Annotated in this window: 8 protein-coding genes; 5 read left to right on the plus strand and 3 right to left on the minus strand. The window is 35.6% G+C overall.

All coding sequences use genetic code 11. The features are described 5' to 3' along the window. Positions 1–176: 176 nt before the first annotated feature. The 3 genes from PQ463_RS17035 (at position 177) to PQ463_RS17045 (ending at position 2637) form a co-directional block, all read left to right on the plus strand. Positions 177–1124: a bifunctional riboflavin kinase/FAD synthetase gene (locus PQ463_RS17035; protein WP_274254701.1), complete on the plus strand. Its 948-nt coding sequence runs from the start codon at positions 177–179 to the stop codon at positions 1122–1124. A 98-nt stretch (positions 1125–1222) separates the two neighbouring features. Beyond that, positions 1223–1660, plus strand: a complete 438-nt coding sequence (locus tag PQ463_RS17040; protein ID WP_111365494.1) for a hypothetical protein — start codon at positions 1223–1225, stop codon at positions 1658–1660. Between the two features lie 110 nt (positions 1661–1770). Next, a complete protein-coding gene (locus PQ463_RS17045) occupies positions 1771–2637 on the plus strand; it encodes a cupin-like domain-containing protein (protein ID WP_274254703.1) in 867 nt (288 codons plus the stop codon). A gap of 42 nt (positions 2638–2679) precedes the next feature. On the opposite strand, the gene PQ463_RS17050 is transcribed toward PQ463_RS17045, so the two are convergent. The 3 genes from PQ463_RS17050 to PQ463_RS17060 form a co-directional block, all read right to left on the minus strand. Next, positions 2680–7521 (minus strand): RemA C-terminal-like gliding motility protein, encoded by a 4842-nt coding sequence (locus PQ463_RS17050; protein WP_274254704.1) that lies wholly within the window; start codon positions 7519–7521, stop codon positions 2680–2682. A 429-nt stretch (positions 7522–7950) separates the two neighbouring features. Next, on the minus strand, positions 7951–11763 hold the full coding sequence (locus tag PQ463_RS17055; RefSeq protein WP_274254705.1) for a RemA C-terminal-like gliding motility protein: 3813 nt from the start codon (positions 11761–11763) through the stop codon (positions 7951–7953). Between the two features lie 190 nt (positions 11764–11953). Continuing rightward, positions 11954–17017 (minus strand): RemA C-terminal-like gliding motility protein, encoded by a 5064-nt coding sequence (locus tag PQ463_RS17060; protein ID WP_274254706.1) that lies wholly within the window; start codon positions 17015–17017, stop codon positions 11954–11956. 284 nt (positions 17018–17301) lie between these two features. On the opposite strand from PQ463_RS17060, the gene PQ463_RS17065 reads away from it, so the two are divergent. Then, positions 17302–17784 carry a regulatory protein RecX gene (locus tag PQ463_RS17065; protein WP_274254707.1) on the plus strand — a complete coding sequence of 161 codons (483 nt, stop codon included), beginning with the start codon at positions 17302–17304 and terminating at the stop codon, positions 17782–17784. A gap of 407 nt (positions 17785–18191) precedes the next feature. Then, positions 18192–22457: a RemA C-terminal-like gliding motility protein gene (locus PQ463_RS17070; protein WP_274254709.1), complete on the plus strand. Its 4266-nt coding sequence runs from the start codon at positions 18192–18194 to the stop codon at positions 22455–22457. The last annotated feature ends 25 nt before the right edge of the window (positions 22458–22482 follow it).

Below are 22482 nucleotides of genomic sequence, written 5' to 3' on the forward strand. Positions count from 1 at the left end.
ATCAAAATTACTTCAATTAATTTGAAATTATATTATCTACACAACAATTATTGTTTTTTAATCGACAAGTCTTCTTATTTCTACAAAAATATCCAGTATGCGTTAAAATTCGATTTATCATAGTATTAAATTTAAAAGAGAATAGTATAAATTTGCAGCATCTTAAATAATTTGTTTTGAAGCTCTTTCATTCTATAAACGATTTTCAGTCAACCAAGAAAACAATTTTAACTCTTGGCACCTTTGATGGCGTACATATTGGTCATAAAAAAATTCTGGAACGAATTACTCAGAATACTGAAAATGGAAAATATGAAAGTCTGGTCTTAACCTTTTTTCCGCATCCTAGAATGGTTCTTCAGGAAAAATCTGAAATAAGATTGCTGAATACCATTGAGGAAAAAATAAAACTTCTGGAGGCAACGGGAATAGAAAATCTTGTTGTACATCCTTTTAATGAAAGTTTTTCAAGATTAACTGCTGAAGAATTTGTTCGAACGATTTTAGTAGAAAAATTCCAGATTCAAAAAATTATTATTGGTCACGATCATCGTTTTGGCCGCAATAGAACTGCAAATATTGATGACTTGATTGCTTTTGGAATCGAATACGGATTTGAAGTGGAACAAATTTCTGCTGAAGAAATTCAGGACGTTTCGGTGAGTTCGACCAAAATCAGAAAAGCTTTAAATGAAGGAAACATGGCTTTGGCCAATGAATATTTAGGCTACAGCTATTTCTTGAACGGAACGGTAGCAAAAGGAAAACAACTAGGACGAACTATTGGCTTTCCTACTGCAAATATTCAGATTGAAGAAGATTACAAACTTATTCCAAAAATTGGCGTTTATGTTGTAAAAGCTATTGTAAACGAGGAAACTGTTTTTGGAATGATGAATATTGGTTTCAATCCGACGGTCAATGGCGAAAAGCAGACTATTGAAGTTCACTTGTTCAATTTTGACAAAGACATTTACGACCAGAAGATTGAAGTTTCTTTACTGCATTATATCCGTGAAGAACAAAAATTTGGTTCGCTAGATGCCTTAAAGGCCCAGCTTCATCAAGATCAGGTAGATTCTTTAGCTTTTATAGGCTCTTCTTTAAAAAATCAGACTGCATAGTTTTTACCGTTTTTAAATCATCGTAGTTATTTTTTTAGTAAATTTGATAGAACACTGTTTTTCAAATATTTACTATTAACTTCTAAAAAATAACCACTATGAAATTACCTAAAGAAATTACCAACGGGTTTTTGATTTTCCTCGGAATTGGCATTTATTTTTTATTAATGAATGTACTAGGTTTGGCAGATTTGTTTTATTTGAGAACACTCAATGTTTTCTTTATATTCTATGGTGTTAACAGGACAATGCAGATGAATCTTCATGAAGGAGAAACCAATTTTTTATCTAATGCCATTTCTGCAATGACAACTTCTGTAGTTGGTGTCTGCATGAGTGTGTTTGGCTTACTAGTATATAGTTACGCTCGAGGCGGAGATGCTTACGTAAGAACTTTATCTGAAACATTTATGTTCGGAGGAAATCCATCGGTGCCAACTTATTGTATCTGTCTATTATTTGAAGGAATTGCATCTTCTGTAATAGTTACTTTAATGATGATGCTGTATTGGAATAACAAATATGCAGCGGATTAATTTTGAAATCGATTAGATTAAAAAATTAGTCTAAAGAGTTCACAAATTTCAACAAAATTATTTAAATTGCTTGTAGCTCAGAGCCATAAGCAATTTTTTTATTGAATAGAATGAAATTAAAACAAATAGAGAGGGTTAAAAAAATCTCTAAAGCAGATTTTATTTCCCAATATGTAAAAAAACAGATTCCAGTTGTTATTGAAGAATTGACCGAAGACTGGCCGGCTTATAACAAATGGAAATTATCTTATATAAAAGAAATCGCAGGAAATTCAATCGTTCCTTTGTACGACGATAGACCTGTAAACCACGAAGACGGATTTAACGAGGCGCATACCACAATGAAAATGAGTGATTACATTGACTTATTGGAAGAAAAGCCTACTAATTACCGTATTTTCCTTTATAATCTAATAAAAGAGGTTCCTTCTTTAAAAAACGACTTTTTATGGCCCGATATTGGCTTAAAATTAGTCAAGCAAATGCCGATGTTATTTTTTGGCGGAGAAAATTCGAAGGTTTTTATGCACTATGACATTGATTATTCAAACATTCTTCATTTTCATTTTCATGGCGAAAAACAATGTATGATTTTTCCTCCAAGCCAATCAAAATTTATGTATAAAGTGCCTCATGCCTTAATTTCGAGAGAAGACATTGATTTTGACAATCCAGATTATGAAAAATTTCCAGCACTTAAAAATGTTGAAGGTTATATCACTAATCTAAAGCATGGAGAAATGCTATACATGCCTGAAGGCTACTGGCACTATATGAAATATTTAACCCCAGGTTTTTCGATGAGTCTTCGCTCTTTTCCAAAAAACATAGTCAACTTATCTAAAGCAGCATATAATGTATTTATTATGCGACATTTTGATATTATGATGCGGAAAATTCAAGGTCAAAAATGGATTGACTATAAAAACGAAAAAGCTCTTAAAGATACACATCAAAATCTACAGCGTGCACTTTAATAAAAAAAGCGGTTGAGAATTTCCCTCAACCGCTTTTTTATTTTATCTGAATACTATTTTTCTAGTGACTGTTTTTCCGTTATCTAAAGTCATTTTTACTAGTAAGATTTGAGGACCCGACTGAAAATTGTTTATAATCCATTCCTTATTTCCTATTCGCTTTTTAAGATACAGCTGTTTTCCTCCCATGTCATAAATAGCGGCCTCTTGAAGATTTTCCTGCTCAGAAACAGATTGCAGTCTGATGTTTTTATCTTTAACAGAAACAACAATGTTCTGATCTTGATTTTCAAAATCTTCATTACCAAGCGATTTACCATCATCATTATTTGTGTAACGCAAGACAAAACGGTTAAGAAAAGTTCCCGGCGCCGACCTAAATGTATAACCTCCTGTTTTAAGATTATGAATAGTATTTGTTACATTGTCTTGCAAATAAATATTCTGAGTGCTCAAACTTCCGTCTGTGTGATCTATAGCAATTGTAAAATTACCTTCTGGAATAGTCGACTTATATCCTATAGGAATTGTATCGGTCACAACAAAAGGCACTGCTCTCCCCTGAATAACTAATTTTTTATCTTCATTAATACTATAAAAATCAACATAAGGATTTGCATTCAGTGTGACTGCATCATAATTATAATCAAAAGAATTTGTGGCTCCGGTTACATACCCAATTAGTAATTGTTTAAAAGCTCCTTCTGTATTTGTTAAATTCAACCATACACGATGTTTTTCAATTAGAGTTGTATTTGCAGATTTATAAAACTGGCTATTATTATTAGCCACTCGCATTGAATTTGTATATACGGGATTCTGTCCTGTTCGGGATTTAGCAAAAAAGCCTTGTCCTGCAGCAATATATCCCTTTGGTTCACTTTGATTTCCTGGAGACGTTGCTCCAGTTCCCTCCATTGTTCCTACCTCTGTGAGTCCCGATAAGTTATAATAAGCAAAATCACTACCAGTATAAGTATAGGTATTGGTACCTGGAATTAAAGTAGGCGGACTATTATGTGTCCAAAAATACAGTGTCCCGTAAAGTCGATCTGCATTGTCATGAATAAATTGATCTGCATAAATTGCTGAAGGATATGGATTTCCTAGAAATATTAATTTTTCAGCTGCGCCTGATGGTCCCAAAATTGTTCCATTATTTGGCACTCCTTTAAATTGTCCACCAAAAATTTGAGTCGAATTCAAGTCATAAAATTGAGGAGATCTAATACTATATCCATTTCCTTTCACCATTTCTTCTGCTCCATTACTAATTAGTATCCATTTTTCCGTTACAGAATTGAACTTATGATACTTGTCCCAAAGAGTATTTGGCGATAAATCATGTAATGTGAAAGCTGGCACACGAGTTACTGGCGAAGACCAATATGTAACATCATAACGTCTTACTGGCGTTGTATTTCTTTTGTACGTAATATTTCCTGTATTATCTACATCATTAATTTGAACTAAGCTTGAATTGTTTTCAAAAATTAAAGTTCCATTACCAAGTACATTTACTTCATTTGTTACAGTGATTGTATTTGTACCCTGCACGACGAGAGATCCATTGTTCTGAACCGTTAATCTGCTGACTAAAAAACTGGCATTTGTTCCAGAGATAATCGGATCAAACCCTACTTTTGGAATATCTACACAATCAGAAGAAATGGGCACTCCTGTTGGTGTCCAATTTGCAGGATTTTCCCAATTGCCATCAGCACTTCCATTCCATGCTTTGGTAACAAAAGCATTTATCATGATCGGTGTAGCTTGTGATACACAGCCCGATGTACTATTTCTTACTTGTACATTGTAACCTCCAGAAGAGAGTCCAGCAAATACGCCAGAAGTATTACTAAAATCTACCCCGTCTATACTGTAAGTATATCCAGTTCCTGAAGCTGGAGAAGTGACTGTTATAACACCTGTATTATTTACACAGGTTGGCAATTGAGTCACAAAAGCTGTTGGCGCAGCTGCAACTGCATTTACTGTCAAAGAAACATTTTGACTTGCTTGGCAACCTCCTGAAGTTGTAATGGTCATTATTCCATTGTAAGTTCCTGCAGTGGTATTTGCTGGAACATTCACATTTATAATGTCTCCAGATCCTGAACTAAAAGGAAATGGTGTAGTTCCTTGATCTGTCAAGGCAACCCAATCAATAGCGTAATTAATTGGAGATCCTGTAGTTGATGAATAACTCAAAGTAGTTGTTTGAGCTGATAAACTTTGGCAAACTGGAGTAAAGACTCCTGCTGTGTTTATAGTGGGAAGACTGTTAATGGTCAAAGAAATTGCTTGTGTTGTTTGGCAGTTATTTGATGTAAAAATTGTCATTACACCGCTATAAGTTCCAACGGCTGCGTTTGCAGGAATAGTAATATTATTGATAATTCCTCCTGCAGAATCAAAAGAAAAAGCAGTAGCTCCTTGATCATTTAATACAGCCCAATCAATTGAATAACTGATCGGAGTACCTGTTGTTGCAGAATATGGCAAAGAAGCTGTTTGCGCCAATACATTTTGACAAACGGAGGTTAGATTCCCTGATGTAGTAATTGTTGGGGCTTGATTAACCGTTACTGTAAAATTGCTTGGTGTCGAAATGCACCCATTAGCATTTTTTACTGTTAAAGTTCCTGTATAAGTTCCTGCAGCTGTTCCCGCTGGAACGGCAATGTTTATTGGACTGGCATTTAAAGTTGCATCTGTAACCGCTAAAAAATTATTGGTCGGACTCGCATTCCAGACAATGCTATAAGAAGTCGGCGAGTTGGTTGGAGCACTATAGCTTAAACTCGAAGTTTGAGCTGAAGCGTTAAAACAGACGGCATTCGCAGTTCCAAGCGTTATTGATGGCAATGGATTGACAGTTACTGTAAAATTACTAGGGGCAGAAATACATCCATTCGCATTTTTTACGGTTAAAGTTCCTGTATATATGCCCATAGCTGTTCCCGCAGGAACTGAGATGCTTATAGGACTAGCAGTTAAAGTTGCATCTGTAACCGCTAAAAAATTATTGGTCGGACTCGCATTCCAAACAATGCTGTATAGTGTCGGTGAGTTTGTTGAAGCGCTATAGCTTAAACTCGAAGTTTGGGCTGAAGCACTAAAACAAACTTCATTGGCAGTTCCAAGCGTTATTGATGGCAATGGATTGACAGTTACTGTAAAATTGCTGGGCGTAGAAATACATCCATTCGCATTTTTTACTGTTAAAGTTCCTGTATATGTCCCCGCAGCTGTTCCCGCTGGAACTGTAATATTAATTGAATTAGCAGGTAAGCTTGCATCAGTAATAGTTCCAAAATTATTCGTCGGACTCGCGTTCCAGACAATGCTATATGAAGTCGGAGAATTAGCTGGCGCTGTGTAAGGCAATGTTACATTTTGCAGACTTGCGCTTGTACATACTCCAGCAATACTTCCTAACGAAATTGCTGGTAATGAATTTACTGTAACTGTAAAACTATATGTAGGAGATATACATCCTGCCGTGTTTGCTACTGTTAAATTTCCAGTATAAGTACCGCCTGGAGTATTGGCAGGTATTTGAATATTAATTGGGCTTGCCGTTAAAGCTGCATTTGCAACTGGCAAAAAACTATTTGTCGGACTTGCATTCCAAGTTATGCTATAAGTAGAAGGTAAATTAGTGATATTACTATACGGCAGCGTGGTACTCTGCAGATTAGAACTTGCACATACTGCTGTCGTGGCACCTAATGTTAATGTTGGTTGGGCCCCCACTATAACATTTACAGAATTATTTGTAGAAATTGCAGAAGTACAGTCTACAGAAGTTAAAGAAGTAACTGTTATTGTACTAGTTCCTGAAACATTCAATCCAACCGCAGTAAAACTTCCAGATCCATTGGATCCTACCGTCATTGTTGCTGTTAAACCTGTAAAAGATGGACTGCTTCTATTATAAGTTACTGTGTATGTACCTGCAGGTAATGTCGTTGATGTCCCTGTCAGCTGTACTTGTGAAGTTGTCCCTATCGCCGTGCAAACATTTGCTGCCGATATTCCGGTAAAACTGTACGTTTTACAAGTATAAGTAATGTTAACGTGGCCTCTTGCTCCAATTCCGCCATTATATAAAGTTGATGAACTCAATAGAACTAAGGAACTAGCTGCTCCCGCACCACCTCCTCCATATTCCTGCCCAGGATTTCCTGCACCATTTGCTCCTATTAGGCTAGCATAACCAAGCCCTCCTGCTCCCCCCTTTTGTGGCCCAGGATTTCCTGCACCTCCACCATTTCCAGAGGAAAGAGCTACATTCAGCAAACTAACATATCCTCCTCCCGAAGCCGATCCATTTGCCGTTGTAAGATTTCCTATAGAACCAGTAGTTGCAGACGCCCCATTTGGTGGAGTATTACCTGTAGCTGGAAGATTGGCACTGCCCCCAGCGCCACCTGGCGCATAAAAAACATCCGTGAAATTAGCCACATAAGAAGGTTCTCCATTAGCCCCATTGCTTGAGCTTGACGCTGTAGCTTTCGCCACAACAACATTTAAAGTCGATGTTATTATTCCTGTAATTTTTCCTAAAGCATAAGCACCACCAGCTCCACCAGCAGCGCCTCTTCCCCATCCGTTACCACCCAAAGCTGCTCCGCCTCCGCCTCCGCCTCCCCAAGCTTCAACAGTAACTTCATCAATACCTGCTGGAAGAGGGAAAGAAGGATTACTCGATGGAATTGCATGCACTAAAGTTTGCGCTTTGGAAGTTGTACAAAAAATTGAGAAAAATAAAATTAGTAGAAATTTAAATCTCAAATTGAAATTTAATGGTTTACCAATATAAATTACTAAAGTTGAAAAACTGAAAAGATTCAGCACAGTAAGTATTTTTTTTTTCATCTTGTGGCATTTTAATAATTGAAAAATAAATTCAAACTCAACAAGATTAATTGCAAAATCAAGTAACACAGAGTAAAAAGAAGCACTTCAATTTTACAATCAATGTAAGGCAGATAAAATGACAGTTATTGAAACTGTATTTTTGAAGAAAAAAATTTAACTGCTAGGCTTATAGAAGGCATTTAATCGAATTAATATGCTTTTAATCGATTAAACTTTACTACAAGGTACGATTTTATTTACATTGAAATTGAAGTTGAAATACTAAACCGTAATTTTAACATGTTTACATTAGAAAACACAAAAAACAGGAAAAAACTGTTAAAACGCAAATAAAGCCAATAAATACAAGCAATTACAAATTAGTTTAATAAAAAAATCCTTTTGTAATTTTTACAAAAGGATTGCAAGCGCATTTTATTTCATTTTTTAAAAAATCACCTTTTTTGAAGTTGATTTGCCATTCTCAAAAATGACTTTCACTAATAAAACCTGATGCGGAGAAAACAAATTTTGAACGCTAACTTTTCTAGTTTCAAGTTTATCTTTTTTGTACAATTCATTTCCAGAAATATCAAATATTCCCACCTTTTTAATGTTTTCCTTAAATGACTCAATATTTATAATTTGATTTTTGACATATATCAGAGTAGTTTGAGAATCTTCCTTAAAAGTTGTTTCCCCTAAAGTTTTATTAGAATAAACTATTGAAAAACGATTATTAAAAGTTCCTACTTCAGAATCAAATTGATATGCTCCTTCCGAAAGATTATGAATTTTATTTAAAGTTTGATCCACTAAAAAAATATCAATTTCATTAAACAATGGATCCTGATTATCTATCTCTAATTTCAAAGTAGTTTTAGCAGTCGTTTTATATCCTAAATTAAAAGAATCACTTTCTATCCAAGGCATTGCTTTTCCTTGAATTACTAGTTTTTTATCTTCCAAAATACTATAAAAATCAATCTCTTGACTTGAACCGAAAGATAAAGCATCATAATAATCTAATGCGTTTGAAGCTTCTTTAGCGTAACCCAATAAAATTTGCTTCAAGGCATTTTTCCCATTATGAAGATTCAGCCAAAATCGAAGTCTATCATTTTCTTTTTCAGCTTGAGAGCTATTACTTGGTCTAAAAAAGGAACTGTTGTGAGCTTTAATTCTCATACTATTGTTAAATTGAATAAAGCCTTCTTCTTTGCTTTGTATAAAAAAGCCTTGCCCAGAAGCTATTGTGCCATCTGGTGTTGTAGTATAGTTTTCCGAATTTAAAGAAGAGCTTATTCCAACGCCCCCTAAAAGATTATATACAACACAATCATCTGCTGAATATTTGCCATTAGAAGGCGGCGTGCTATGTGTCCAAAAATAAAGAGCTCCATATATTTTTGAGGCATTTGATTTTATAAAAAGATCTGCATTTATCGCAGAAGGATACGGATTTCCTATCAGATAATAACCATCCGCAACTTTAAATTCCGCTTCTATTTTACCATTATTCGGAATCCCTTTAAAAGTTCCTTCAAACACTTCCCGTTCTGTAATAGAATAATTTTGTGGCGCCCTAATACAGTAACCTTGCCCCGGAATCATGGTCATTGTCCCGTTATAATTTACGATCCAACGAGAAGTTGGGTCATGCCAATAGTATTTATCTGCAAGAGTATTAGGCGAAAAATCTACCATTGTCTGTCTATCAACAGGTGAAGACCAATATGTCATATCGTAACGAATTACTGGTTTTGTTTTTCTTATTAAATGAATAATCCCAGTATTTACTATCTCATCATCTGACTGATATAAACTTGCTGAGTCTTCTAAGACCAAAGTTCCAAATCCTGTATATCCAAACTCTATCGAAAGGGCATTTTTCTCTAGCAAGGTTACAATTTTGCCCTGATCAATATGGCAGCCACAAACAGCAGTAGTAGTTAATTGTGGAAAATTTTCTTTAAAAAACACATCTTTTCCTGCTGAAGGCGGACCATTTGACCAAGAGATTCCATTCCAAACCGTAGTGTTTACACAAAGTTTTAAACGCGCAATTCTATGCTTTGAAATACCTGAAACCGAATTAAAATTACCTCCAATGAGTAATTTATATTCGTCAGTAAATTTCATGTCAAAGAGTGTATTATTTAGAGGCGAGGTAAAGGAATTATCAATAGCTCCTGTAGACAATAATCTAATAAGTCTGGAAGAAACGCTATTTTTATATGTTCCTGAGAAAGAACCTCCGACCAAAATTCGATCATCAGGCTGCACTAAAATAGAGCGAACATCTCCTTTACTAAAACCTGTTCCTGACTCAAATGTTGAGTCAAGACTTCCATCACTGTTCAGTCTAACTATTCTTTTCTGAGGATTTCCATCAAAAATTAAAAATGAACCTCCAACAATAATCTTTTGATCCGACTGAAGTGCCAATGCGTAGACATATTTATCAAAACCACTTCGAATATTAAAACTAGAATCAATACTTCCATCAGAATTTAAACGAACCAAGCCTGAAAAAGACTGTTCATTAAATGTTTTAAAATGTCCTCCAAGAAGAATTTTCCCATCAGGTTGTATAAGTATCGTTTCAATAGTACCATCTGCGCCCAAACCAATATTGAAGCTGTTGTCTTTTGATCCATCTGGCAGAAGTCTAACAATCCTACTAGTATTTACATTTGATCCATTATATTTTGTGAAAGCGCCCGCAACAATTATTTTTTGATCAGACTGAATGGCCAGTGCATAAACTTGAGCATTAAAACCATCTCCATTATTAAAAGAATTATCTATTTCTCCATTTGAAAAAATCCTAACTAGCCTATTATTGAGTACATCATTATATCTTGTAAAGTTTCCTCCAATAATTACTTTTCCATCTGACTGCAATGCTGTTGTTTTCACCACACTATTTGCTCCAGATTTTCCTGCATTAAAAGAAGCATCAGTAGAACCATCTCCTAAAAGACAAGTTATTTTTGAAACCGATACTCCATTAAATTTACTGAAATTACCCGCAACAATTGTTTTCTGATTTGGAAGAGGCAAAATACTCAAAACAGAATTATCAAAACCAATACCCGAAGACAAATACCCAATATCATGTTCCCCATCACTGCTAATTTTAGCTAATCTTCCTTGATTTTGTCCATTAAAAACAGAAAAAGAACCGCCAACAAACCAAGAACCTTCTTCATCAAATTCTAAACTTAAGACAGATGCAGAAGCAGGCCCTGAACCAATATCAAAATCTGATTTTAGGGTTCCATCTGGATTAAGAAAAACTAATCTATTAACTTCACTATTATTATAAAACCCTGTAAAAGATCCGCCCACCATTAAATTTCCGTATGGATCCATTTTGAGCGTTTGCACACCTTCCTTACTAAAACCAAATCCTGTTTGAAAACTTTCATCTTTCGTTCCGTCAGCATTCAAACGAATAAGACGATTGGATGCAATATCATTAAAGGCAGTAAAATTTCCTCCTAATACAATTTTTCCATCTGGTTGCAATACAATCGCATTAATATCATCATTGAAGCCGGTACCGCTATTAAAAGTCGAGTCGAAACTTCCGTTACTATTTAGACGCACAATTCTATTTGCAGGAATTCCATTAAATGTGATAAAATTTCCAGTAAGAATTATTTTTTCATCATCAGTTATTTTCGCATGAGTTATATTTAATGCCGAACCAGAGCCCGTCAAAAAAGAAGAATCGAGCGTTCCGTTTGGAAACAAACGCACCACTCGATTTACGGTAGAATTTGCATATTTTGTAAAACTTCCAACAATTATTATTTTTCCATCTGACTGCGTTGCAATATCATAAACAATTCCAGTTGTTGCCCCTATCGTAGTATTAAAAGTAGCATCATAAGATCCGTCAGAGTTTAAGCGAATCAGTCTTCCTGCACTAATTCCGTTGTACATCGTAAAATTTCCACCCAAAATAATTTTTCCATCTGGCTGTAAATACGATGCGTAAATTTTTCCATTAAAACCAGTGCCTGTATTAAAACTCTCATCAATGGAACCATTGGAATTTAAACGAGTAAGATAAGAAACTGGAGATCCGTTTAGGCTGAGATAATCGCCACCAACAATCAAGCTGCCATTATTTTGTAAAAGGAGAGTTCGTACAACCCCATCAAAACCATCGCCGTTTTGCCCGTCATCAAGTGTATTAAACAAATGATCAACTTTCCCTTGCTGTGCTAGAAGGTTTGAATTTGGCAAGAATAAAAATAGAATTAGGCAATAGAATAAATTTCTAATCAAAATAATGCAATTAAAGTTAATATTGTAAGAATTAAGCTAAAATTACAAAGTTGAAGTAAGGTGCACAATACCAAGATTTAGGGATATTTTTGTGCATAAAAAAGCCCATTCTTTCAAGGAATGGGCTTATAAATATTTTGGTAATCACTTACAAATTAGAAAAAATAGCTTTCTTAGTAAAAGTATGACCATTTTCTAAGGTTATTTTTACCAATAATACTTGATCTGTAGAATGCAAGTTTTTAATTTGTAATTCTGAGGCATTTACTTTACTATTAGTGTATAATAACTGCGCTCCAATGTTATAAACATTTACTTCTTTTATTGTTTCTTTAGATGAAGCAATATTTACCGTTTTGTCTTTAACAGAAACTAAAACTGTATTTTCAAGATTCTCAAATTCACCTGTTCCTAAAGTTTTGTTTGTATAACGAAGTGAAAAACGAGTTGTATTTGTTTCTCCGGCACTAAAGAAAGTATAATTTTCTTTTCGTAAATCTATAATTTTACCTGTCGTTTTGTCTTCTAGATATACATCCTGAGTAGCAAAAAACCCATCTGCGTGATCAATAGAAATGGTAAAGTTACGATCTCCCTTATCATCAACACCGCTCCTGTATCCTAAAGGAATCACTTCTGTATTATCAAAAGGAAGTGCTCGACCTTGAACTATCAGGTTTTTAGATTCGTTAATACTATAAAAATCGATGTAAGAGTTGCTTCCCATAGTCGTTGCATCATAAAGTGCATCATTACTATTTGTTGCTCCTTCAATATAACCAATTAATATCTGTTTGAAAGCTCCTTGTGAATTGGCAATATTTAACCAAAGACGATTTTTTTCAACTTCACTAGTTTTATCCGTTTTATAAAACTGCGTATTCTTTGAGCTTCCCTCACGAAGGCCATTATTAAATTTAATTACAGTTGCAGTTGGAGGTGCATTTGTAAAAAAGGCTTGTCCTGCCCCGATGAATCCATCAAATTCATCTGCACCTGAAACAATCTCCCCACTTACTCTTACCGAACCTGTCCCGTTATAAATAACAAAATCTGAACTTAGGTATTTAAAAGTATTAGTTCCTTGTTCAAGTTGTGGAGGCTGATTATGCGTCCAAAAATATAATGATCCTATATGATCTTTATTTTCGAGCATTAACTTAGCTGCATTTATTGGAGAAGGATATGGATTTCCTACTAAATTTAACTTATCATGCTCTACTGGAACTGACCAATCCCCATTGTTTGGAGTACCAACAAATGTACCATCAAATACCGAAGGAGATACTAAATCAAAATATTGTGGAGCTCTAATACTATAACCTTGTCCCTCCTCCATAATTCTTGTACCATTCTTGTTAAGAACCCATTTCGAAGTAGCAGAATTCCAATAATGGTATTTATCAAACAAAGTATTTGGAGAAAAGTCATGCATAGACAAACCGTTTACTGGTGAAGACCAATAAACAACATCATAACGGCGCATGCTAACTTTTCTTTTATAAGAAATACTACCCGTGTTAACAGCGTTTGCTCCCTGTAATAAACTTGATCCACTTTCAAATATCAATTTACCATTACTTGATATTCCGTTTGTAATAGTCAAAGTCATTTCAGACGGAATAATTACGTTAGGATCTGTTGCGCCATTTGGAACATTAATATTTAAAGAACATGCTGTTATATTTGGTTTAGCAGCGGAAAATGGCTGATTTGGCACAACTGACGAAATCGTTACACTCTTACTTCCGTCTGGTTCACCATTAGACCATCCTGAACCATTCCATGTTGTGTTTGAACTAATGTCGTTTATAGTAACAGTAGCTGAACTTGAAGTACAATTTAAATCATTTGTAACTGTAAAGTAATACGTTCCTACTATTAAATCTTGAATAGGAAGAGTAGAACTTGTTCCAGAAAATGATCTCGCCAACGTAGTCGTTCCTGTCTGATTAATTGTCCAATTTCCAGATAAACCTGTTAGTGTTATGCTTCCAAAACTTCCGCAAGATACATCGTTGTTTTTTGTAATTGATGGCGCTGTAGGTGCTTGTTTTACTGCTATTGTACCTGTTGTTGAAATATTTCCACAACCATTAGTTAAAGTTACTGTATAATTAAATGGGCTACCCACTTCTGTTGTAGGAGTACCGCTAATTGTAACTACATTTCCTGACCAGCCTCCAGTAACTCCGTTAGGCAGACCTGAAAATGTTGCTCCTGTCGCCCCTGTTGTAGTATATTTAATATCTGAGATTGCAGTATTGGCACAAATAGTTTGCGAGTCTGTTCCTACTACTGAACTGAGTGTAATTGTGTTTGTAGTAGGAGTAAGCGTACCTGTCGTTTGAGCCGTGCTGGTTCCGCACGCGTTTGTTGCGGTTACTGAAACTGTTCCTTGCCCGCTTCCAACTGTAATAGTTGACGATGCTGTATTGGCTCCACCTGTTACTGACCAGCCTGTTCCCGTTACTGACCATGCATATGATGTTGCGCCAGAAATAGGTGAAATGCTGAATGTGTTATTTGATGATCCTGCGCATAAATTGACTGGAGGAGTAATCGCTCCTGGCTGTGGCGGAACTGTGGTCGGAGTAAGCGTACCTGTTGTTTGGGCTATACTGGTTCCGCACGCATTTGTTGCCGTTACTGAAACCGTTCCTTGACCGCTTCCAATTGTAATACTTGCTGATGCTGTATTACCTCCCGCTGTTACTAACCAGCCTGTTCCCGTTACTGACCATGTGTATGACGTTGCACCAGAAACTGTTGCAATGCTGAATGTATTATTTGTCGATCCTGCGCATAAATTAGTCGGCGGGGTAATCGCTCCTGGCTGAAATGGTGCTGTAGTCGGATTGAGTGCTGAAGTAGTACGAGCTATACTGTTTCCACAGCCATTTATAGCTATTACTGAAACTGTCCCTTGTCCACTTCCAATTGTAATGCTTGCCGATGCCGTATTGGCTCCACCTGTTACCGACCAGCCTGTTCCTGTTACTGACCATGCATATGATGTTGCGCCAGAAACTGGTGAAATGCTGAATGCATTATTTGTTGATCCTGCGCATAAATTGGTCGGCTGGGTAATCGCTCCTGGCTGAGATGGTGCTGTAGTCGGATTGAGTGCTGAAGTAGTACGAGCTGGGCTGGTTCCGCACGCGTTTGTAGCCGTTACTGAAACAGTTCCTTGACCGCTTCCAATTGCAATGGTTGCTGATGCTGTATTTCCACCTGATGCCACTGACCAGCCTGTTCCTGTCACTGACCATGTATAAAAAACTGCCCTTGCAACTGGTGCAACGCTAAATGTACTAGTTGTTGATCCAGCACATATATTAGCAGGCTGGGTAATCACTCCAGGCTGTGGTGGCGTCGCTGAACTTGCACTTATCCTAACAATGTTACTTGGCGCATACGAACATCCTGAACTTCCACTAATACTTACCAATCGTCTATAGTATACTACATTATTTGCTGTTATTGATGGTGGTGAATAATTTCTTGAAGTTCCAGCTGTATTGATGTTATTAAAAGCAACTCCATCTGTTGATGACTGCCACTGAAAACTTAATTGAGGATTTTGCAAATTAGGATCACCTGAACTATATTGAAGCGATCCTACAATTTGTCCAGGTGTATAAGTACCTGTTCCACAATAATCAACTGTTGCTGGAGCTGTTATAGTATTACTATTTGTATCAAATGGTGCCATTGTAAACGTAACTGAATTCGCATCATCATTTTCATAGTAATCAAATACTAAATCGTCATCGCCATCTAAATTTACAACTACATTGGTATATGTTGTTGAAGCTTGTTCTACCCATCGATCCAAAATATTTGTTCCATTTAAATATAGTCGAACTCCGTCATCTCCACTTACAGTAATCATATAACAACCACTCTTTGTTGTTTTCATTCTATGTCTTACTGCAAAACCCTGCGTATATACCTGCCCACGTGTTGCTCCTCCTGACATAAATGAAAAACAAGTATAGCCTGCACCGAAATTTTCATTTATAGACTCTGAACTAACATTATAATACCCCAAATACTTATCACTTGTAAAAGTAATCGGTTCCTTCCCACCAGCAGTGTAGACATGAGCCACCCAGTTATTTGTTCCATAATCATTTTGGTTATCTTGTGAATTTCCTATTGCTGTTTGAGTAACAGTGATTCCTCTACTTCCAACCGTTCCATTTGCTGCACATCCCGCTGCAGACAAGACAACCTTCACTTGTCCTGAAACTGACGGAATCCAATCAGTTATAGTAGCTCCACTAACTCCCGAGGCTGAAGTAGCTGGTGATACATTTGCATCTGTTGCCGCATCAAGTATTGTTAGATTTTCATCTAAACTAGCAAAAGCATTCTGTACTGAAAAAGTATATTTAAAGCCTTTTATTACATTCACCAAAGCATATTGCCCAGCTATTACATTTCCTGTTGTATAAGTAGTTGTACTTCCTGTACAAAAAGTGTATGGTCCACCAACTGAATTAGTAGGAACTATTGTAGCTGGTATATTATATGTTATCTTTATTTGACCTGCTCCTCCAGAACCTCCTGCTCTATTTGAATTGTTTCCTACGTAGGATCCTCCTCCACCTCCTCCTGGCGCATTACCAGAATTTCCATCACCTCCATTACCTGCGTTGCTTCTCGACGCTCCACCTGTTCCACCGCCAGTACCTCCACCATTTCCACCTGCACCTCCTTGTGAAGTATTCCCAACATTTCCATTAGCCCCTTGACTAGTAGAATCACCCATACTCCCTACAGCTGTACCTACACCACCTAAAACAGTTCCCCCATTTGGATTTAATCCTCCTTGACCTCCTTTAGCGATCAAAACAGTAGCAGATGAAAACCATGTATCATCACCAGATGCCCCTCGTGAAGGATTTGTTGAACCAGCTGTTGCAGCGGCGATACTACAATTAAAAACTTGATTAGGAGAGACTGAAAATGTAGATTTTGCATACGCTCCTCCAGCTCCTCCTCCACCTCCACCTGCGTTATTAGCTGTAGTTCCCCCTCCAGCTCCTCCAGCTCCCCAACACTCTACAGTGATCGAAGTAACACTGCAAGGCACTGTAAAAGAGGTTTGACCGGCATTTAATGTAATTGTTGTGGAAGTCTGCCCAAAACCAGCAGAATGTAGAAAAATAAAAAATAAAAACGAGTAAAGTAATTTTCTCATCATATGTTAGTAGGTATTTATTTTAAATTTGTTTTTGGTTTGCTAAAAAGCAAAAAATGGCAATCTATTTTCAAAAAAAATAAATATTCATTTGGGTATTTTAATGGAAACTAAATGTTAAATTCTTGACTTTTACCAGAATACGAAAACTGTAAAAATTCTGTGCAAAAATATTTAAATTAGCCTAATACACAAGGTTATAATTTATTTCTTTTTATAAAATATTAACAAATTTTAGAATTATTTTAGAACCAATTGACCATAACTTGATTTAAACGTTAAAATGCATGAAAAAGCCGACGAACAGCACTTTTACTATCAAAGAAGCTTTACAAAAATTAGAACATTTTTGTGCTTATCAAGAACGCTGTCACGATGAAGTAGTTTCAAAATTGTATGACCTAAAAATGACTCGTGATGAGATTGACAGTATTGTCGTACAGCTCATTGAAGGGAATTTTCTAAACGAAACTCGTTTTGCCTGCAGCTTTGCCAGAGGCAAACACAGAATCAAGCATTGGGGAAAAATTAGAATCACAAACGAACTTAAAGCAAGAAACATTTCATCAACAAATATCACTTTGGCTTTAAAAGAAATTTCTTCTGAAGAATATTTCGAAACTTTCGAAAACTTAGCCGAAAGATGTTGGAATAGCATCTCTGAAACTAACCAACTTAAAAAACGCAAAAAGTTCTGCGACTATATGTTGCGAAGAGGTTATGAAAGTAATTTAGTTTACGAAAAAGTTAAAGAACTAGAAGAAAACTAAATCCCCTTTTATCTTAAAAAAGAGCCCTTTTTTATCCTTTGCAAACCATTTCGATTTTTGTCCAAAAATCATCGAAAAATTACTCCATAAATCAAACAACTTTTGGTTATAAAATATTCCATTTTTTCAGAATTTATAGCAACCTAGACGTTTTTCAGTATAAAACTTCAAAAAACAGTCTTGAAAAAATCAATTTAACACAATTATTCCTTCAAAAAAACTAGGCCTTTTATAAGAATATTTGTCTAACATTAAAATTTTTAATGTGCTTCATCGAGTATTTTTTTAGTTCATCGATTATATCGGGGTTCTCAAAACCGCGCCATGATTGGGCTCGTAAATGTATTTACCTTTGTTTGGTTCGGAAGTCCTATACCAGCATAACAAATTGATAAAAAACATTTAACATGAAAAAAACTCTACTTTTATTCTTATTATTGCCTTTTTTTGGATTTGCTCAAACTGCTTTAGTAAAATGGGACGCAGCAAATTCTGGCAATAGATTTGCTCCTGTTCCAATAGGAACAATTAACGGTTCTGATTTATCAGCAACTGTAAGTAATTTATACGACTCTAACAATGCTGCTAATACTTTTTTTAAGAGTAGTGGCTGGCCAACACCTCAAAGCAAAGGTGGCCAATATGATCTTACAAAATATGTACAATTTGCTCTGGGGCCTAAAACAGGAAGCAAGGTAAATTTAAGCACATTCGTTTTTGAATGTAAATCTCCAGGTTCTCAAAAATATACAATTAAATACTCTAAACAATCTGATTTCTCATCCGGTGTTTATAATCTTCTTACCGCAACATCAGTTACAAGTGATTGGATACAATACACATTAAATTTTTCTGAAGAAATAAACCCTGTTTTACCTACTGAAAAAGTTTATGTTAGAATTTATGCTTATTACACTAATAACGAATTCCAAATTAGAACTGGAATCAATAATGTTGTACCTACCATCAATGGTGAAGTATTAAGCTTTGATGCTACTAAAATATTAGCTATCAACGATTACGTTACCACTACAAAAGATGTAGCAGTTAATATAAATCCGCTAAGCAATGACGTAAACAAAGCCAACGTAAACACTTTGGTTATTTCTACACCTCCATCTGCTGCCGAAGGAACTGCGATACTTAATCCTGATAAAACTATAACTTTTAACCCTGCTGCAGGATTTATTGGTACTTCTGTTTTCAACTACACCATCTCAAATGCAACGGAAACATCTACAGGAACCATAAAAGTAACCGTAAATCAAGACACAACAGACTTTCTATCGCTTTGGGATGGAGCCGATGACACTTTTAATCCCGTAACCAAACAATATGTAGACCCAAACTCTCCAATTACAAAGGCAGGCACTAACATAAGTTTAAATTATACATTTCATAACATAAATAATGCTTTTTTTGAAACTAACGGTTGGCCTACTCCTTCTAATAACCCTAATGTTGTAAATACAGCAGACGAAACTAAGTACATTGAATTTAAAATCGCACCCGATTCTAAACACAAATTAAATCTTAAACAATTTAATTTTACTTATAGAGGAAAGAATCAAAAGTTTCTTGTAAAATATTCTAAGAATCCAGATTTTACAAATGGTGCTCAGATTTTAATTCCAGAGAGTAATGCTGCCTCATCATGGACGCCATTAACTAATAATATCGCATCAGGTCTAAACACTTTATTGCCTGGAGAAACCCTGTACATTAGATTTTATGTTTATGCTAGCTACAATACTTTTGAAATTAAAAATGGTAATGGAAGCCCAGAAGGCCCAGTAATCACAGGAACAATAGAAGATGTTTTTACCTTAACAGCAAAGAATGATATTGTTTCAACTCCATCAAATCAGGCCGTAACCATTCCTATTTTAGATAATGATGTTATTGGTGGCTACCCTCTAGAAGCCATAACAGTAACACAACCTAGTAATGGTACTGTAACTGTAAACGGCCTTAACAATGTAACCTTTACACCTGCAGCAAATTTTTCTGGATCTGCAACATTTACATACACTCTTAAAAACACTAATTCTAATTATTCTTCTGCTACTGTAACTGTTAATGCTACAGCTCCTGTTTGTAATCCAGGTGACCAAATTAAATACGGAGATAATAAATGGATAGGATATGTGTATAAAACAACAACTTTGCCACCAACTGGCACTCCTGCAGACCCAAATCCTGCAACGCCTACTACCATTCCGATTTCAAACATGACCTATATTGGACAAGTTGAAGAAAACAAACTATTTAATCGCGATATTGTACAAGGAACTGTTACTGGATTAAATGCGCAATTGTGCGAAACTCCTTCAGACTATTTCTTTGTTCGTTATAAAATGAAAGCCAAAGTTGATGTAACGGGCACTTACAATATTACTGTTGGAGGTGATGATTATTATCGTTTATATTTAACTACAGCTTCCGGAACTACAAAAATAATTGATCAATGGTCTGGTGTCAATTATTCTCAAAAGGCAGTAAATATGCAATTGACAGCAGGTGTAGAATATACTTTTGACCTAGAATATTACGAAAAAACAACCGATTCAAGAATACAGTTCTCTATGGGATTAATAGCAGGAAGCAATACTGCGCCTTATTCATTTGGAGATAATTTATGGAAAGTTTACGGATTTACGACTGCAGATAGTGGTAATAATTTTACAATTCCACAAGGAAGTTATGCTGGATATTATAGTGTAAATCCTGTAAATATTAATACAACAGATTCATTTGCTCTTGCAGAATCACCTTCTTTTGATCCGGCTAAATCTGGCTGGCAAGGAGCTCCCATGCCTCAAGATTATTTTACTCTGGTTTACAAAAGACAAGGGTTTCCTTGCGGAACTTACCAAATACAAATTACAAACTGCGATGACCAAGTGCAAATTTTCATTGATGATGAAAATGCTACAACTCCAGTTTACACTTCGCCAGGAAACATTAATGATAATGCACCTGTAAACAATGTATTAACCACTCCTAGAGTTTTAGGCAAAAATTCTAAAGTCGAAATTCGATTAAAAGACTACAAACAAAGTGCAAGACTGAATTTAAATTTTATTAAAACCCAAACAGACTATAATGGTGTAGCTACTCCAAATGGAAGTTCCTTATTGATCAGTTCAAATACAGCATTAACTGCGGACCTTACAGTTTGCTCTTGTACAATAAACGACAAAGTTACTTTGACGGTTCCAAAAGACATAACTTTAACTGTTGATGAAGATATAAATGTTCTAGGAGAAGGAAAACTGCTGATTTTAGACGGAGGATCGTTGCTTCAAACTTCAACAGCCAAAAACATGCTTACTGGAAGTGCAAAAGCTTTTGAAATACAAAGAACAACCAGCGTAGTTCGTTACGACGTAACATACTGGTCATCACCTGTAATCGGTTTATCTATGCATGATTTGTCTCCGCAAACTTTGTTTGACAAATATCATTACTGGAATGCGACTACCACAAAGTGGGTTCCTAGCAACTATGGTATAAAAATAATGGAAGCGGGGTACGGATACAGTATTAGAGCACCACAAACATATGATCTTACAACTCCAAGCAACTTTACTGCGAAATTTACAGGGGTACCAAATAATGGAAACATTCCAGTCCCAACGGTAAGCGGAAAATTAAATTTGTTAGGCAACCCTTACCCATCTGCTATTGATGCTGAAAAGTTCATTACAGACAATGGAGATGTTGGACCTTTATATTTCTGGTCACATAATACGCCTCCTAAAAGAATTGAGGGAACCAATACATTTACTTATGATAGTGCCGATTTTGCTGTTTTCACATTAACGGGACAAACACAACCATCGCCAAAAGGACAAGTTCCTAACGGTTATATTGCTGTTGGACAAGGATTTTTTACTCAGCCAAATGTAAGCACTATTTTATTTACAAATGATCAAAGAGTTAAAGCCAAAAATACCACATTCTTTAAGACTACTGAAAAAACAAGTCAAATCGAAAGAAATTGTTTATGGCTAAATCTGACCAATTCAGATGGGGCATTCAAGCAAATGCTTATTGGATATGCAACTGGGGCAACCAATAGTTTAGATTATAATTATGATGCCACAACAATGGGAAGCAACTCCTACATTGATTTTTATAGTATTAACGAAACTAAAAAACTAACTGTTCAAGGTCGCGCCCTACCTTTTGACAATTCTGATATTGTTCCTATTGGTTACAAAAGCACTGTTGAAGGCAATCTTACAATTTCTATTGATCATGCTGACGGTTTCTTTGATACTCAGGCAGTTTATCTAGAAGACAAAACAACAGGTAGTATAACCGATTTACGTACTTCCAATTATACTTTTAAAACAGCCGTCGGAACCTTTATAGATCGTTTTGTATTGCGTTATACAAATAAAACCTTAGGAACAGATGATTTCGAAAATGTAAAAGATGGAATTTTGGTTGCTGTAAAATCAAAAGCAATAAATGTTACTAGCGGAGCTGAAAACATTAAAGAAGTACAAATCTATACGATCGGTGGTCAAGCGCTTTATAGCAAAAATAAAATTGAAGCAAAAGAATTAAATATTACAAACTTGCATTTTAGTAATCAAGTTTTACTGGTAAAAGTAATGCTAGAAAATGATCATACGGTCACAAAGAAAATTATATTCAATTAATACCAAAACCCATCATAAAGATGGG

Source organism: Flavobacterium sp. KACC 22763 (genome assembly GCF_028736155.1).
Taxonomy (GTDB): Bacteria; Bacteroidota; Bacteroidia; order Flavobacteriales; family Flavobacteriaceae; genus Flavobacterium.

Bases quoted from the DNA above. Each gene is read 5' to 3' on its own strand.
- PQ463_RS17050 (WP_274254704.1), bottom strand. From the start codon at position 7,521: ATGAAAAAAAAAATACTTACTGTGCTGAATCTTTTCAGTTTTTCAACT.
- PQ463_RS17060 (WP_274254706.1), bottom strand. From the start codon at position 17,017: ATGATGAGAAAATTACTTTACTCGTTTTTATTTTTTATTTTTCTACAT.
- PQ463_RS17070 (WP_274254709.1), top strand. From the start codon at position 18,192: ATGAAAAAAACTCTACTTTTATTCTTATTATTGCCTTTTTTTGGATTT.
- PQ463_RS17045 (WP_274254703.1), top strand. From the start codon at position 1,771: ATGAAATTAAAACAAATAGAGAGGGTTAAAAAAATCTCTAAAGCAGAT.
- PQ463_RS17040 (WP_111365494.1), top strand. From the start codon at position 1,223: ATGAAATTACCTAAAGAAATTACCAACGGGTTTTTGATTTTCCTCGGA.
- PQ463_RS17065 (WP_274254707.1), top strand. From the start codon at position 17,302: ATGAAAAAGCCGACGAACAGCACTTTTACTATCAAAGAAGCTTTACAA.